Annotated in this window: 15 protein-coding genes and 1 pseudogene; 7 read left to right on the top strand and 9 right to left on the bottom strand. The window is 37.1% G+C overall.

Annotated elements, in window-relative coordinates:
* On the top strand, window positions 1–196 hold a 196-nt coding region (locus BM137_RS09685), incomplete at its 5' end, for a transposase (protein ID WP_177192547.1).
* A 270-nt stretch (window positions 197–466) separates the two neighbouring features.
* On the opposite strand, the gene BM137_RS09680 is transcribed toward BM137_RS09685, so the two are convergent.
* The 5 genes from BM137_RS09680 to BM137_RS09660 all read right to left on the bottom strand — a co-directional run bounded on the left by BM137_RS09680 (window position 467) and on the right by BM137_RS09660 (window position 3,828).
* A complete protein-coding gene (locus tag BM137_RS09680; protein WP_092480962.1) occupies window positions 467–676 on the bottom strand; it encodes a hypothetical protein in 210 nt (69 codons plus the stop codon).
* A gap of 165 nt (window positions 677–841) precedes the next feature.
* Window positions 842–1,660, bottom strand: a complete 819-nt coding sequence (locus BM137_RS09675; protein WP_223156161.1) for an AraC family transcriptional regulator — start codon at window positions 1,658–1,660, stop codon at window positions 842–844.
* Window positions 1,661–1,912: 252 nt separating this feature from the next.
* A complete protein-coding gene (locus BM137_RS09670) occupies window positions 1,913–2,242 on the bottom strand; it encodes a hypothetical protein (protein ID WP_092480960.1) in 330 nt (109 codons plus the stop codon).
* A 91-nt stretch (window positions 2,243–2,333) separates the two neighbouring features.
* Window positions 2,334–3,038, bottom strand: coding sequence for an FAD-dependent oxidoreductase (locus tag BM137_RS09665; RefSeq protein ID WP_092480959.1), 705 nt, complete (start codon window positions 3,036–3,038; stop codon window positions 2,334–2,336).
* A 190-nt stretch (window positions 3,039–3,228) separates the two neighbouring features.
* Entirely contained in the window at window positions 3,229–3,828 is a 600-nt protein-coding gene (locus BM137_RS09660) for a nitroreductase family protein (RefSeq protein WP_092480958.1), read from the bottom strand.
* A gap of 696 nt (window positions 3,829–4,524) precedes the next feature.
* On the opposite strand from BM137_RS09660, the gene nrdI reads away from it, so the two are divergent.
* The 4 genes from nrdI (at window position 4,525) to nrdF (ending at window position 9,201) form a co-directional block, all read left to right on the top strand.
* Entirely contained in the window at window positions 4,525–4,989 is a 465-nt protein-coding gene (gene nrdI / locus BM137_RS09655; protein WP_092480957.1) for a class Ib ribonucleoside-diphosphate reductase assembly flavoprotein NrdI, read from the top strand.
* A gap of 22 nt (window positions 4,990–5,011) precedes the next feature.
* Window positions 5,012–7,210 carry a class 1b ribonucleoside-diphosphate reductase subunit alpha gene (gene nrdE / locus BM137_RS09650; protein WP_092480956.1) on the top strand — a complete coding sequence of 733 codons (2,199 nt, stop codon included), beginning with the start codon at window positions 5,012–5,014 and terminating at the stop codon, window positions 7,208–7,210.
* Window positions 7,211–7,223: 13 nt separating this feature from the next.
* Window positions 7,224–8,183, top strand: a complete 960-nt coding sequence (locus tag BM137_RS09645) for a ribonucleotide-diphosphate reductase subunit beta (protein ID WP_092480955.1) — start codon at window positions 7,224–7,226, stop codon at window positions 8,181–8,183.
* Window positions 8,184–8,244: 61 nt separating this feature from the next.
* On the top strand, window positions 8,245–9,201 hold the full coding sequence (gene nrdF, locus BM137_RS09640) for a class 1b ribonucleoside-diphosphate reductase subunit beta (RefSeq protein ID WP_092480954.1): 957 nt from the start codon (window positions 8,245–8,247) through the stop codon (window positions 9,199–9,201).
* 64 nt (window positions 9,202–9,265) lie between these two features.
* Here the strand turns inward: nrdF and BM137_RS09635 are convergent, their stop codons facing one another.
* Window positions 9,266–9,613, bottom strand: a complete 348-nt coding sequence (locus BM137_RS09635; RefSeq protein WP_092480953.1) for a winged helix-turn-helix transcriptional regulator — start codon at window positions 9,611–9,613, stop codon at window positions 9,266–9,268.
* Between the two features lie 160 nt (window positions 9,614–9,773).
* On the opposite strand from BM137_RS09635, the gene BM137_RS09630 reads away from it, so the two are divergent.
* The gene (locus tag BM137_RS09630) at window positions 9,774–10,634 is read left to right on the top strand and encodes an SDR family oxidoreductase (protein WP_092480952.1); all 861 of its coding nucleotides are present in this window, start codon (window positions 9,774–9,776) and stop codon (window positions 10,632–10,634) included.
* 443 nt (window positions 10,635–11,077) lie between these two features.
* Here the strand turns inward: BM137_RS09630 and BM137_RS11475 are convergent, their stop codons facing one another.
* Complete coding sequence (locus tag BM137_RS11475) at window positions 11,078–11,221, bottom strand: IS3 family transposase (RefSeq protein WP_092480951.1); 144 nt, start codon at window positions 11,219–11,221, stop codon at window positions 11,078–11,080.
* A 173-nt stretch (window positions 11,222–11,394) separates the two neighbouring features.
* Window positions 11,395–12,683 (bottom strand): annotated as a pseudogene (gene ltrA / locus BM137_RS09620) (group II intron reverse transcriptase/maturase).
* A 412-nt stretch (window positions 12,684–13,095) separates the two neighbouring features.
* Between ltrA and BM137_RS11435 the strand changes: the two are divergent.
* A complete protein-coding gene (locus tag BM137_RS11435) occupies window positions 13,096–13,494 on the top strand; it encodes a helix-turn-helix transcriptional regulator (protein ID WP_341849606.1) in 399 nt (132 codons plus the stop codon).
* Between the two features lie 201 nt (window positions 13,495–13,695).
* Here the strand turns inward: BM137_RS11435 and BM137_RS09605 are convergent, their stop codons facing one another.
* Window positions 13,696–15,453 (bottom strand): GmrSD restriction endonuclease domain-containing protein, encoded by a 1,758-nt coding sequence (locus BM137_RS09605; RefSeq protein WP_092480949.1) that lies wholly within the window; start codon window positions 15,451–15,453, stop codon window positions 13,696–13,698.
* Window positions 15,454–15,601: the final 148 nt, after the last annotated feature.

Raw genomic sequence — 15,601 nt, 5'->3', positions numbered from 1 at the left:
GAACTTCATGCGAACATTGTGTTTTACCAATGAAACGAAAGGGTATCAGGTTTCTACTATTCGCTTATTTCTCTTTAAAATTGCTGGAAAGATAGTTCATTCCGGAAGAAGACAATACTTGAAATTAAGTAGTTACCATGTTTACCAAAAGCTATTTTATCGGATTCTACAAAACATTCAGGTACTGCAGTGTTAGTTGCGTTTATTGCGCCATTCAAAAAAATTCGTTAACCATCCGATAGGATGAGTGCGCCCAAAATGAGGTCTTTCTTGAACTTAATCAGTTAGCAAAAATAAATTAAACCCTTTAGAAAAATATTTTTAAGAAAAAGAGCCATTGAGCATAAAACTAAACAGATAATTATAAAATTTGGTAGTTTATAAAAAGTATGAATTATTCAGGACTAGTTAATGATGCTAAAAAAGCCGACTTCTCTTAAAGAGAAATCGGCTTTTTATTTATGCTTTAGCGTGAAGCTTTTGGCGGTTGGCAAACATCACATTTGCGTTGGTGATTGTTTTTAAATTTCTTAAAAGTCTTTTCAAATTTATTGCCGCATGCACATTCAAATTCCAACTTTTGAGAAAAACCTTGGTATTCTGTCGTCAATAGTTTGCTGTCTGAATTGGTTTCAACAAACTTTTTGATTTCACCGATCGTCCATCGTTTTTGCATTCTCTTACACCTCCATATATATCACTAGCGGAGGCTTTTCGGCATCCGTTCTTTATTACTATCGTAGTGATCTTAAGCTACTCATTATAGCATGTTTTGATGGATTTAAACAGATGATGGAAAAGTTGTTCGCAACTTTGTGAACATAGTTTTTGAAATCATGGATCACTTTGCTATTACAGGGACCCAAAGCTCATTATTTGGAACTCTGTCAGGAGCCAAGTAATTCTCAATACACGGCAAATCTGCTAATTCGTAACCGGAAGTCGGCATCCATTCCGTATATAGGCGTTTCCAAGCTTCAGTGATATTAGGAAAGACAACCCAAGTACTTTTAGGGATTACTGTTTTTTCCATGTCACCAGGGTATTCAGCAGTATAGCGGCACCCTATAAGATAATCAAATTTTTCGTCTGTTATTGCGGCTTGTTTTCCGCATACTCCTAAGATTCCTTCCATTTTGCATTGCGGATTTTCCCAAGACATCTCAATGATACGCGGTACCAATCCACTAGCAGTCGCTTCTTCCCATAATTTAGGAATAGTATGAAAAGCCTCTTGTGTAACGACTTCTTGCTTGACCCCGACAATCTCAATATCAGCATCTAGCACTTCTATCCTATAATCCATTTCACTCTCTCCCTTGATCGTCATTTGAAAGAAAAGTCTTGGAAAAGCTTTTAATTCGACCCCTTTGCTGCGGGCTGTCGTTGGAGTAACTCCATGAAGGCTTTTAAAAGCCCGAGTAAAAGAATCTGGGGAGTCGTACCCGTACTTGAGAGCAAGATCAATGATCCGAACATCAGGAACATTTTGCAACTCAAATGCGGCTTGTGACAATCGCCTCCTTCTAATGTATTCTGACAGTGATATTCCGGTCAGAGCAGAAAACATCCTGGGAAAATGATATTCAGGGCAACAGGCTAGTCGGGCTGCCTCTCTCCCATCAATTTCATCGGATAAATTCTGCTCTATATAGTCCATTGCTCTATTTATTCTCTCCAGCCAGTCCATTTTCTTCTCCTCTCGTATACATACTATAGGATACAAAACTTTTTCTCCCGACAATACTTGCTCAAAAATTGTCGGGTGCTCTATTCTTTTTGAAACATTTGTTGCGCCCTCGGACAAGATACCGCTTTCATTTATTTGTATTAGTTTTACTTTACCAGCGGGATCATCAAAAGCACCACAATAGAATGGTGCTTTTACTCTTGCGTTTGCGTCTTCTTACTATCAGCTTTCCTTCTCTTCCACAAAATCTCGCAATGCGTTAAGTTCATCTGGTGTGACGGACCGCTCATTATTGTACAACTTCTCTAAGCCGTTTTCCGGCATACCTAATTCATTTGACAGGTCTTCGTCCGACAGCCCTTCACTCTCTTGGATATCCCTAATAGTCGTAATCAGTAAAATCGCTTCGATATCCTCATCTGACAAGGCGCCTTCTTGTGACTGATCGTAATTGATCAGTTCCTTGATCGACTCTTTTCCAAGAAATTTGCCGATCCCTTCTGCTAACTCTTGCACTTGGCGCAAAATAAAGTCTTTGTCTTCTAGTCCCATCCTGAAATCCATCTCCTTGATCGCTGATTTGCTTTCGGTACTTACTCTGTTATTATAATCTTTTTTAGAGAAAGAACTAGTGAAAGTTTCGTTACTTCGCTCCAAAAAATGTATCCGAAACAATACGCTTTTTAGAGATTCCTTTTTCTCGATAGCGTTTTTTGACGAACTTCAATACAGCAGGTGATCCTGAATTGAAATAATAGGCGGTATCCCCGTATTTTAAAGCGAGTTCATCCAATTTCGCAGTCGTTTCTTCTCGTGAAGTCATTTTGTGCAAATGAATCATCGGGTTGTTCTGCGCGATGCTTTTGATCTCCTCGCCAAAGAGGTAGTATCTCGAAGATGTGTAGACGACTTCAATCGGACGACGAGTATCGAATTCCAACTGCTTCAACAATGCACGAAACGGCGTTATCCCCACCCCACTCGCGAACATCACGATGGGAGACGTTTCGTCTTTCACTTTCATCCACCCAAATGGACCTCGTATCGTGATTTTTTCACCTGGCTGCATATTCACTAACGTTTTCTTGAAACTGCTGGTTTCTTTTCCCGTTCGTGTACCGATCAGTAAGAACCCTTCTTCTGGTATCGAAGCTACCGAAAACAAGCGGTACTTTCTGCCTTCTATTTGTTTGTTGGGCAATGTATAAACGCCGTGTTCTCCCGGAACCCATGTTAATCCGGCATCATTTTTAATCTTGACGATATAGTAATCGCCATAAGGATTTTCCACACTCTCAATCGGAAGCTCGCCTTGTCTGACCACGCCTTTTACATCGTTGAAGTCCATCATCTTTCCTCCTCAGTGAATCAGATGAATGCTTAATATGTAAGCAACTCTTACACGGATTGTAGGCGCTGCTCTTATGTGCTGTCAACGGATAACTCTGGACGATTTAACAAAATGATTACGAAAAAAAGCACCTGAACTCCTTTTATAGGAGCCAGATGCTTTAAGTATCAAAGAGCGAATCGTTTGATTACTCTCCAACTACGCGAACTTGTTCGCTGCTGTCGATGAATTCTTTTGGATTTGGTTCTGCTTCGATTGAACCAAATGGCATTTGAGCGATCATTTCGTATGATGCTGGTAAGTTGAACATGTCTTTTACTGATTTGTCAAAGCCTTGTTCAAAGCCAATGTTCATATGTTGTAAGCTTCCGCCTAAACCTAAGTCAGTCAATGCCAACCAGATACCGTATTGTGCATTTGCACTGTGGTGTTGTTTGTATACTGTTGCACGTTCGTTTTCGCCTAATGCACCTTTGACAGCATCGCGGTCTTCGAAGAATAATACAGTACCAACGCCAGCTTTAGCGCCTTGCATTACGCCTGACATCATTTCCCACATGTCGCCTTGCATAACGTCTTTTTGAACGTCTAAGATGTGGTCCCATAATTTAACGTTGTCTTCTCCAAATACAACTACTAAACGAGTTGTTTGGCTGTTGAAAGCCGTTGGGATTTGTTGAGCTACCTCGCGAATGCGGTCAGCGATCTCTTTGTTTGATAATTCAGTGTTGGTACCAATTGCGTATGCCGTACGGCGTTCTTTGATTAAATCTGTAAATTGTGTCATGTATAAATCTCCTTTTAAGATAAATTGTTTTTCAAAACTTACTAATAGTAAGATTATCAAATAAAAAGAAGTAAGTCAATATAATTATCTCGATTTAGAAATATTATCAACTTAGCAAGCAATTAACCAAATAAACATATTCTCATAAAGCAGAACTTCTCAAGTAAAGTATTAACTCTGATTGATACATAACTGCCCTGTCACCGAATACTAATAATTACAGCTTTCTGAAAATTTTTTTCTAAGCCTTCATGTAAACAAGCATTCCAACACTTTTTAAGTTTGTTATTTAATTAAGAAAAAGCCAACAATAGTTGTCTTCTTTTATTCTTTCACCTTAAAATCCAAGCATTAATTTTTTCAACAAGATGTCATTTTGCTTATTATCGTAATCACTTTGTTTCAAGTTTATATTTCTCGCCCTAAACAGGCTTTATAGCAGTTAAAATAATTGCAACTAAAAAGTGTAAAGAGACTTTACAGTATATGGATCTATTTATCCCAGCTAGAATATAAGCCTTACCAGAACTTCTAATTCTTTTTGAGCAGGTGATAAAAAAACATTTTTATCTTTATTAAAAAACCTCCCCAAACACTACATAATGTGTTAACATAAATCAGAAAGCACAATATATAGTTTTCCAGATGCTTGTAAAAGTTCAGAACCAACTAACAAGAAATAGAAGGAGGCTTTTAATGACGGATAAAATAAATATTATTTATATCAGTTTAAACGGCAATACGAAATACTTTGTTGAATGTTTAAGCGATTACATAAAAACAACTAAGGACGTAGTTGTAGAATCGCTGAATATTAAAGATCTAAAAGGAGAGTCTTTTCCAGTGGATGAACCTTTTGTCAGTTTCTTACCAACTTATTTAAACGGTGGTAACGGGATCCACACAGGAGATAAAGAAGTCTTGACCACTAGACTAGGTGATTTCATAGCGTCTAACGATAACTTTAAATACTGTTACGGAATTATCGGAAGTGGGAATCGAAATTTTAATAATCAATTCTGTCTCAGCGCTAAACAATATGCAGAAAGATTTGGTTTTCCGCTAATCGATGTCTTTGAATTACGAGGGACGCAGTCAGACGTAAAACGGATTGCCAACTTGATTATTGACCGGCAAGAAGAATTTCTTAACAAACTTTAGAAACATTTAGGAGTGAAATACTTTGCTAAATCAAAAAGAATCTATCAAAAGTGCCAAAACTTACTTTTACCTAAATAATCTTGTTAACATTCCAGTAAATGGAGAAATTCCTTTACAAAGGGACCAAGAAGCCTTAAAAGCTTACTTTGAAGAAGAAATTATCCCTAACACCTTAAAATTCCCTTCGTTAGAAGAAAAAATGGAATTCTTGGTGGATAACAACTACATAGACTTAGACGTCTTAAAGCTTTATAAGCAGGACGAAAGTGGTGAATATGATTTTGCATTTATTAAGGAAATATTCAAACAAGCCTATGCCGCTAACTTTAAATTCAAGAGTTTTATGGGTGCTTATAAATTCTATTCACAGTATGCATTGAAAACAAATGATCATTCAACATACTTGGAACAATTTGAAGATCGTATTGCGTTCAACGCTTTGTACTTAGGTAACGGCGATAAAACATTAGCTGTCCAACTTGTTGAGGAGCTCATTTCGCAACGCTACCAGCCAGCTACACCTACCTTTCTAAATGCCGGAAAGAAAAAACGCGGGGAAATGATCTCTTGTTTCTTAATTGACATTAACGACTCCATGCTCTCAATTGGCCGAGGAGTAAACTCTGCTTTGCAGCTTTCTCGAATTGGTGGCGGAGTTGGAGTCAATCTATCCAATATCCGATCAGCTGGCGATCAAATCAAAGATATCTCAAATGCTTCATCGGGCGTTCTTCCAGTAATGAAACTGCTAGAAGACGCGTTTAGTTATAGTAACCAACTTGGGCAACGTAACGGCGCAGGAGTTGTTTACCTGAATGTTTTCCATCCAGATATTTTAGGTTTTTTGTCAACTAAGAAAGAAAATGCAGATGAGAAAATACGTGTTAAAACGCTCTCTTTGGGATTAGTTGTTCCTGATAAATATTATGAATTGATAAAAACAAACAAACCGATGTATCTATTTAGTCCCTACAGTGTAGAAAAGGAATATGGTATCCCGTTCTCATACATAGACTTGACTGCTGAGTATGACAACATGGTCGCGAATTCGAATATCAAGAAAACTCAAATCAATGCTCGCGAATTGGAACAAGAGATTTCTCGTTTGCAACAAGAATCCGGCTATCCATATATATTAAATATTGATACAGCCAACAATACAAATCCTGTGGATGGAAAAATCATTATGAGCAACTTATGTTCAGAGATTCTCCAACCACAAGAACCTTCGATACTTAATGCTGACTTATCTTATGAACAAACTGGTACAGATATCAGCTGCAACTTAGGCTCAAGCAATATCATGAATATGCTGCAATCCCCTGATTTTGCTAAATCAGTTCATTTGGCAGTTCGTGCGTTAACAACTGTCACAGATTCGAGCAATGTGCTAGAAGTACCAACTGTCAGCAAAGGCAACTCTATGTACCATACGATTGGTTTAGGCGCTATGGGATTGCATACCGCTTTAGCCTTGTACCAGATTGAATACGGTTCAAAAGAATCCATCGAGCTCACTGAAGCTTATTTTTTAGCTTTAAACTATCATTCTTTGGTGGCAAGTAACCAAATAGCTCAAGAACGTGGAGAAACCTTTTATGGATTTGAGAAATCCAAATATGCTGATGGTTCATACTTTGATTCTTACTTAGAAAATGAATTCACGATAGCAAATGAAAAAGTAAAAAACATCTTTGCTAACATCCAATTGCCAACTGTTGCAGATTGGAAAGAACTAAAAGAAAAAATCAATCAGTATGGCTTGTATCACCGAAATCGTTTAGCGGTTGCGCCCAACGGTTCTATCTCATATGTAAACGAAACGAGCGCATCTTTACATCCAATTACTCAACTTATTGAGAATCGTCAAGAGAAAAAAGTGGGGTCTATTTTCTATCCAGCACCTTTCCTTTCCAATAAGACTCTTAAATACTACAAATCAGCTTATGACTTTGATCAGCGTAAAATCATTGATATTTATGCCGCTGCTCAAAAGCATATCGATCAAGGTATGAGCTTGACTTTATTTATGCGTTCCATACTTCCTGAAGGTTTATATGAATGGAAAGCAGGTGCTTCACCAAAACTGACAACTAGAGATTTGAACCGTCTGAGAAATTACGCTTGGACAAAAGGGATCAAATCACTTTACTATATCCGGACTTACACCGAAGATGATGAGTTTACAATGGCAAATTCTTGTGAATCATGCATGATTTAATAGGAGGAAAATTATGTCTTACTTACATTACAAGGCAATCAATTGGAACGAAATCGAAGATCATTTAGATCATTCAACTTGGGAGAAATTAACGTCATTATTTTGGCTGGATACTCGAATCCCAGTTACAAATGAAAAACAACAGTGGGAAGCTCTTCCGGAAAATGAAAGAGCAGTATTTATGAAAGCGTTGGCTGGATTAGCTTCAATAGCTACTTTTCAATCAGAGAAAGGATATTTGGTAATCAAAGAAGAAAAACACACTCAACAGGAAGCTGCTATCTACAATAACATTCAATTTATTGAATCGGTTCATGCTAAAGCTTATAACACCATTCTTATAGGATTTAATGAGCCGACAGAAGTTGATGATGTTTTAACATGGGCTGATAACAATGCAGAACTTCAATACAAATTAGACCGTATTCTTGACATTTATAAAACGGGAAGTATGCTTCAAAAGCGAGCAGCCAACTTAATCTTGGAAGGCGTCTTAACCTATAGTGGTCTCTTTGCTCCATTGCTGTACTGGACGCAGAAGAGATTTACGAACGTTTCTGAAATTATTCAGTTAGTACTCGCGAATGAATCTTTACATTGCTTCTATATCAGTCACAAGTTTCAACTAGGCTTCTCTGAATTGCCTCAGCAAGAACAAGCCTATTTGAGAGATTGGACCTTTGATTTGTTGATTGATCTGGTAAACAATGAATTAGATTATATAGAACAAATTTATCATGGAACCGATTGGCTTGAGGAGGTTAAAGATTTTGTTCGACAACAAGCTGATAAAACACTTATAAGTTTGGGTTTCGATCCTTTATACCCTGAAATAAGTGCAAGTAATCCTCATATTGATTCCATCAATACGATCTTGACTAAAGCAACTCATCATGAAGCAGGCAATCAATCAAGCATCAGTTTCCAAGTTGATAAAGACGATGTAATGACTGAAGATGATTACGACTTTTAACAAATATATCCATATTCAAGCGTTAACATACTGGATTCTATTTTAAGGAGGAAAACTACCTATGATTTCAAAACATAAGGTAATAAATTGGAATAAAATTGAAGATGAGTTAGACGATTACGTTTGGGATAAAGCAACCTCACAATTCTGGTTAGACACTCGTGTTCCTGTTTCAAACGACTTAGCTGACTGGCGAGAACTTTCATCTGTTGAGCAAGACGTTATCAAAAAGGTCGTTGGCGGTCTGGCGTTGCTAGATACATTGCAATCTGAAGAAGGTGTTAACGCTATGCGAGAGGATGTCCGGACTCATAAAGAAGCTGCTGTTCTTAATAATTTTTTGTTTATGGAATCCATACATGCAAAGAGTTATGGAACGATCTTAACTTCTTTGAACAGTATCAAAAGCATCAGTGAGATTTATGATTGGATGAATAATGACGAACGGATGCAATACAAAGCAAAACGCATTAATGATATTTACAAAACTGGTAATGGTTTGCAAAAGAAGATTGCAAGTATATTCTTAGAAGGTATCTTATACTACAGTAATTTCTTTGCTCCATTGTGGTACCGTGGCAGTAATAAACTGGCTAACTTAGCTGAGCTTATTAAATTGATCATCCGTGATGAATCAGTACATGGTACTTACCTAGGGTATAAATTCCAATTAACTTATAATGAATTGCCTGAAGAAGAACAAAAAAAATTATTAGATTGGATGTACCCGCTGTTGGAAGATCTGATGGAAAATGAGTTGGCTTATACTGAAGAAATTTATAGCCAAATAGGTATTGCAGAGGACGTTAAAACATTCGTTCGTTATAATGCTAATAAATCATTACAAAATATGGGTTTCCCGGCTTATTATGAACATGCTGATTTAGATGATGTTAACCCTATTGTGATGAATGGTATCTCAATTGAAACATCGAATCATGACTTTTTCTCACAAGTCGGAGCTGGATATCTTATGGGAAATGCTGAATCAATGGCAGATGAAGACTACGATTTTTAATACAAAAAGAAGAACTGCGCTTATAATATGCAGTTCTTCTTTTTGATTTACATTTGCTGGTGTTTTAATTGTCTTTTGCTTCTTTTAATTCGGAATTGATCTTTGCTTGATAGTCTGTGCCCCATTCTTTCATGGCGTCCAAAATAGGCTTCAAACTATTTCCGGTTTCTGTCAGCGTATATTCAACATGTGGCGGTACTTCTGCAAAAACTTCGCGATCCACCAATCCACTTTCTTCCATAGAGCGCAAATGGGACGTCAAGACTTTTGACGAAATACTGCCGATTGCTTTTTTTAATTCACCGAATCGTTTAGTACCATCTAATAGTTCCCTTAAGATCAATACTTTCCAGCGATTGTTTATCAACAAAAGAGTCGTCTCTACTGGACATGCTGTTAATTCATCTCGCATCAAAAATTCTTTCCCCTCACAATAGTTGCTTTTTGGTTACTAAGTAACTAAAAAGTGCTTACTTTACATTAGTAACTTATAGTTCTATCATAATGTTAGAACCTGAAAAAAACAAGTTTCTCATGAAAATAAGTCTAACAAAGAGAAAGGTTGGTACAAAATGAACTATTTATTGACAGGTGCAACAGGAGAATTAGGAACTTATGCTTTAGGCTACTTGAAAGAACAAGTAGGTTTAGACAACATCGTGGCTTTAGCGAGAACGGAGGAAAAAGCTGCTGCACTTCGTGATCAGGGGGTCGAAGTCCGCATAGCTGATTTTGGTGATTATGCCAGTTTGATACCAGCTTTTAAAGGAATCGATCGTATGCTTTTCGTGTCCTCGCAGCCAGGCGGAGCTGTTTCTCGTGGTGAACAGCATAAAAACGTTGTCCATGCGGCTAAAGAAACAGGTGTATCGTTTATCGCTTACACTAGTTTCCCAAGAGGCTCTGTATCTAACAGTCCTTTAGCCCAAGATCATATCTTAACGGAACAACTCATTGCGGAATCTCAAATCCCTCATACTTTTTTACGCAATAATTGGTATTTAGAAAACGAAACAGACACACTCAATGCAGCTGCAGCTGGCCATCCCTTTACGTATTCTGCTGGAGAAGGAAAAACTGGCTGGGCATTGAAACGCGAATTTGCTGAAGCTGCTGTCAACGTTTTAACCGGAAAAGCAGCTGCACCAGAAATTCTAGAGCTGTCAGGTACTCCTATTACTTATGCAGCATTAGCCGAAGCTCTTAAATCTGCTAGTGGTAAAGAATTTGATGTTGTGGCTATGAATGATGCAGACTACGAGACTGTATTAAGCAACAATGGTGTTCCAGAACCAGTGATTGGTTTTATCTTAATGATCCAAAACGATATTCGTAATGGGGAATTGGATGTAACATCAACTGATTTTGAAACAACATTAGGCAAACCATTAACTCCAATTGTCGAAGCCTTAAAAGAGTTCTTACAAGAGTAACCCTATGCAAATACACCCCAAACATTAGCTTTATAGGTGCTGACCCCTAAAAGTTAGAGTTTTATTCTATAGCTGATTGGCTGGCTTGATCTCGGTATTCGACCGGGTTTAAGCCAGCCAATTTTGCTTTTGATCGAACATGATTATGCTAGTCAATATATTCCTCAATCCTTGACTCCAGTTCTTCCTAATGAGCTGATCTTCCCCCATGATACATTTCTTGTTTGAGAATACCAAAGAAATGTTCCATTGCGGCGTTAACGGCACAAGTCGCTTTGCGAACCATACTCTGAAAAACGTTGTTTTCTTCAGTTTCGACCCAACAATTATGCTGATAATACCAGCCTTGATCGGAATGAGTCGGTATACGAACTGTGGCGTGTTCTTTGAGGATGTCAATGACTTCTACCAAAGGCTTAGTGACTAAGTCTAGGGTCGGTCGCTTACGTATACCATAGGCAATCAGATTTCTGCATAAATTTAATACACTTTAAATTCAGTTTTTTCATGAGACGATAGACTTTCTTATGATTGATCGTATACCCAAGTTTTTTCAATACATTGGTAATGCGTTTTTGTATATGCATTTCATTTTATAATTTTCCATTTTTTTATTTTAATAACCAGAATAGAATGAATACATAACTTCCTTCAGTAAATCGTTCCTTCCTCAAATAAATCGAGTAGGAGGTAAATAATTAATTTATTTACCGTCCTCTCACACCACCGTACGTACCGTTCGGTATACGGCGGTTCAATTTTATATAACATGCTTTTGTTTTAAATAGTAACTATCTGGAGATACTAGACCTTTAAGGGCTAGTATCTTATTTGTTACTGTGGTCGTCATTACCCAGGACAAGGCTATTCGGGCAGTTCCTTTGGAACTGTGACTGTTCAAGTAGCCATTATAATCGCTCATTCCTAGTTTAGTGAGTGCTTTTCTTCGATTCTTGGCTGTTTTCCATTGGTGCCTGATACACACCCTCAGTCGATAACGAAGATGACTCGCTATTTTCTTGAGTTTTGTATGCATATCTCCTATTTTGAAATAGTTCACCCATCCTCTGATGACTTGATTCAGTCTAACGATGCGGTAAGCCATATCAATTCCCCAACTTTTCTTGCTTAGCTGTTGAAGTTTATATTTAAACGTCTCGATTGATATGGCATGGGACTTTGCTCGATAGCCTTTGTCTGCTCTCGACCAATAGAATCCAAATCCCAAAAATTTAAAGGTTGGGTCACTTGGTTTAATGACTTTCGATTTAGTCGTATTAACAGTTAAACCCGGAGTTTCCTCAATATATCGTGTAACCGAACGCATCACGCGTCTTGCTGCGAATTCGCTTTTAACGAAGATAATACAGTCATCTGCGTATCGCACGAAGCGTAACCCTCTTTTTTCTAGTTCTTGGTCGAGTTCATTTAAGAGGATATTACTCAATAACGGCGAAAGGTCCCCCCCTTGGGGGGGCCTACTGGGCTTTTCTCATATTCTCCGTTCACCATAATGCCACTCACCAGATATTTCCGAATAAGTGATATTACATCACCGTCGGTTATTTTCCGAGAAACCAGATTCATCAGTCGATCATGGTTAACTGTATCAAAGAACTTCTCTAAATCAATGTCGACAATCCAATGGTACCCTTCATTCATGTCTCTTAGCCCTTGCGCTATAGCCATATGAGCGTTACGGTTTGGCCGAAATCCATAACTACTGTTGTGGAAGTGTTCGTCAAAAATAGGTGTGATAACTTGCGCAATCGCTTGTTGAATAACCCGGTCAATAACTGTCGGTATCCCCAATAGTCTGACCCCACCCGATGGTTTAGGTAATTCTACTCTTCTGACGGGTTTAGGTTGGTAATTCCGTTCGCGAATGGTCTGAATAAGTTCTTCTTTATGCTGACGAAGATATTCTTTAGCCTCTTCGATAGTCATACCATCAATGCCTGCGGCACCTTTGTTCCGTTCCACTTGTCGAAAGGCTTCGTTTAAATTATTTCTGGATAGGATTCTATCCAATGTCCTGTTTTCATGCATGTTTGTTACTCCTTTTCTGTTCTCGTAAGGCAGCTATCTACTTTTACGCTGTTGTAACCAGTAGTCTTTGGCGACCTCCAATAAAGATGTTTGTAACGATAAAATTGTTCGGTCTTTCGCTCTTTCTAGCTTTCACTAGCTGTCTTCACTACTACGACCTCGGCTGACTTCTCATGAGTCAAGCACTTATCACTAAGTGTATTTGGGATAACATCATGAGACCTCCCCAGTTAAGGTGCGAACTCTTTCACTCCATCTATCTGCCACATTTATGCTTCGAGTTATAACAGTTATCGGACTTCAGCTTCTTTCGCAGCCTTATCCACTCGACTCACCTCTTATATGGTTTCTGTTCGTCAGACCAGAGTTTTGCCTTGGGCTTCCTTCAGATTCCACCTAACCGTGGACACCCTTGCCGTCAGCTATATGCTTACCACTGTCAGGTCGCATTCGGGACTTGCACCCGTTAGAGTTCGCCCATGTTGGGCGAACGAAAATAGTTCTCTATTTAGAAGAGAACTATAAGAATCATATTACATTAGAAGAAATCAGTACCCACATCGGATTCAGCAAAGAACATTTTTGCCGTTTTTTCAAAAAGAATTTTCGAATGTCTTTCGTCACTTATCTAAATCAAATGCGCGTAAAAAAAGCTGAATATTTACTGTTGAACACCAATTTAAAAGTAATTGATATCGCATTAGAGTCCGGATTTGAAGACTCGAATTATTTTACAAGTATCTTTAAAAAAGAAACCAATATGACTCCTACTGACTATAGAAAGAACCCAAGTAATGTTACGTTACTATAAGCATAAACGACGTAAGTTATATAAATAAATGTAAAGCTCAGAAAAAGGCTAAGTATATAAATTTTTCAAAAAATACACTCCATAAGCTTTGAACGATTTTTGTTCGGTAGCTGGAGTGTATTAAATCTGTAAGTCTACATCTTTACATCTACTATTATTTTTTAAGTTACTATAGAAAATATAGAAAGTAAGCTATGTTAATTATAAACCTTTGTAGTATGTTTTTATCTTATCTGCCATCAATTTTCTTCGTTGTCCCAAAAATTGATGATAATCATTAACATCCATATCGAATAATGTCAACGGGACTGCATTTTCCTTGAAATTTTCTTTAACTTCCGCTGAATCTTTCTGCATCTGTAATAATGACAAGTATTCTTTAGGCGCTTTATCACTAATTCGAATATTAATTTCTTTTTGAACCATAGCGTAGTTTGCTATTTGATTGTAGTCTTTTTTATCATTGATTCCATTTTTACGCAGGTAGTTCTTAGGGAAAATATGATGTATATCCCCATGCATTTCTAACATCGATTGAACGCTTATGGGCGCTGATAAAAACCCATTATCTTTCCTTTTAATTTGAGCAAATAGATAGATATAGTGTATCGGCCCTATTTGGTTAGTTTCCAACCTTTGAATCAAAGTGTGTTCCCAAAATGCATCAGACAATTCTGCTGCTTCAATATTTGATAAGTGCTTCTCAGCATCATTTTCATTAAATCGTCGTATATCATAATCCATTTGTGACTCACTAGAACCTGAAAAACGCTGTGTTAGTAGAGACAGCATAATAAAACGACGTATGATTTTATCTCTTTTTTCTGTTTCTATCCCTTTTTCTTTCAATAATAGATATAGAGCATAACCAAAGTTTAAGGAATTGATTGATCGTATGTAGTTAAAATTGTAAATTCCCATTGAATGTAGAATCATCGTATAATTTTCAAAGTTATTTTTGTTACAAAAATCAACTACTCCATCTTTGAATTTTAAGAAGGTTTCTTCTGCGATTTCTTCACGATTTTCTTTAGATTCAAAATCTCTTCCTGACAATAGCTGAACTAACTGACCAATTTTCCCACGTTTGAATTTATAGGCAAAAACAACTTTTATTACATCTGCGTATTTTGGAATATATGCATAAGACTTCTGCTTTTCTACCCACTGTATCTTATCAAATAACGAACTTTGAACAAATTCCATATCATTATTTTTAATGTTAGCAAAGTCTTTTGGACTTTCCATAGCATGACAAAAATAATCAATTGCTTTTCGAATGTTTACACCATCATATTCATCATTTGATGCAATTTTAGACATCACGAAGTCTGATTGAGATAAACTAACTCCTTTAGAGTTAATACGTGTGAATATTTCTGTTACTACATCAATTTCAATCTCATTACTAAGTTCAATAACACCGACTTGCATGTTTTTCATATTTATTAACTTTGCTAGAACATTGCCAACGTGATTTCCGTCAACATCATTATTTTTTGCCACAAAATCATTGACGAATTGCCATTGATTGAAAGTTTCAGAGAACAAAATATTGATATCCGGAATCCATTTGCTGCTTTTTTCGATAGCAGGTGTCCAAACTTCAAACTTTTCTTCTATAGGATTGAAAGCAATCTTAATCCGCCTTTTTTGATATTTTTTGTTTAATATTTCTTGTCCAATCATAGCTGAAGTGATCGCTGTGATTCTTTGCTGCCCATCAATAATGACGCTTTTCCCTATTGACATACTACCATCTTTTAAACGTGTATCAGCATTTTTCCAAGTTATAATAAAGCCAATCGGAAAGCCTCTATATATTGAATCCATCAAGTCGCGTACTTTTATATTATTCCATACAAATGGTCTTTGAATTTCAGGAATGGCAATATTACCATCTCGAATTGCCGTTAACAATGATGAAATTCCCATGTTTTTTGTTTCATATGTGCTCATTTGTTACTACAGCTCCTTATCTTTTGCTTACATTTCCCTAAAGATACAGTAATTTCAGCATCCTATGGTGAAGAACTAAAAAGTTATGTCCTTGATTTTATAAAGATTATACCATCTTTACGTACAATTCTCTTTAAGCCAATAGAAA

The sequence above is a fragment of the Desemzia incerta genome (assembly GCF_900115825.1).
Lineage (GTDB): Bacteria > Bacillota > Bacilli > Lactobacillales > Carnobacteriaceae > Desemzia > Desemzia incerta.
Note: the sequence above shows the minus strand (reverse complement) of the source record. Positions and strands in the feature narration are given on the sequence as shown.

Bases quoted from the DNA above. Each gene is read 5' to 3' on its own strand.
- BM137_RS11475 (WP_092480951.1), bottom strand. From the start codon at position 11,221: ATGCATATACAAAAACGCATTACCAATGTATTGAAAAAACTTGGGTAT.
- BM137_RS09630 (WP_092480952.1), top strand. From the start codon at position 9,774: ATGAACTATTTATTGACAGGTGCAACAGGAGAATTAGGAACTTATGCT.
- nrdI (WP_092480957.1), top strand. From the start codon at position 4,525: ATGACGGATAAAATAAATATTATTTATATCAGTTTAAACGGCAATACG.
- BM137_RS09645 (WP_092480955.1), top strand. From the start codon at position 7,224: ATGTCTTACTTACATTACAAGGCAATCAATTGGAACGAAATCGAAGAT.
- BM137_RS09660 (WP_092480958.1), bottom strand. From the start codon at position 3,828: ATGACACAATTTACAGATTTAATCAAAGAACGCCGTACGGCATACGCA.
- BM137_RS09680 (WP_092480962.1), bottom strand. From the start codon at position 676: ATGCAAAAACGATGGACGATCGGTGAAATCAAAAAGTTTGTTGAAACC.
- BM137_RS09670 (WP_092480960.1), bottom strand. From the start codon at position 2,242: ATGGGACTAGAAGACAAAGACTTTATTTTGCGCCAAGTGCAAGAGTTA.
- BM137_RS09635 (WP_092480953.1), bottom strand. From the start codon at position 9,613: ATGCGAGATGAATTAACAGCATGTCCAGTAGAGACGACTCTTTTGTTG.
- nrdF (WP_092480954.1), top strand. From the start codon at position 8,245: ATGATTTCAAAACATAAGGTAATAAATTGGAATAAAATTGAAGATGAG.
- BM137_RS09605 (WP_092480949.1), bottom strand. From the start codon at position 15,453: ATGAGCACATATGAAACAAAAAACATGGGAATTTCATCATTGTTAACG.
- BM137_RS09665 (WP_092480959.1), bottom strand. From the start codon at position 3,038: ATGGACTTCAACGATGTAAAAGGCGTGGTCAGACAAGGCGAGCTTCCG.
- BM137_RS09675 (WP_223156161.1), bottom strand. From the start codon at position 1,660: ATGGACTATATAGAGCAGAATTTATCCGATGAAATTGATGGGAGAGAG.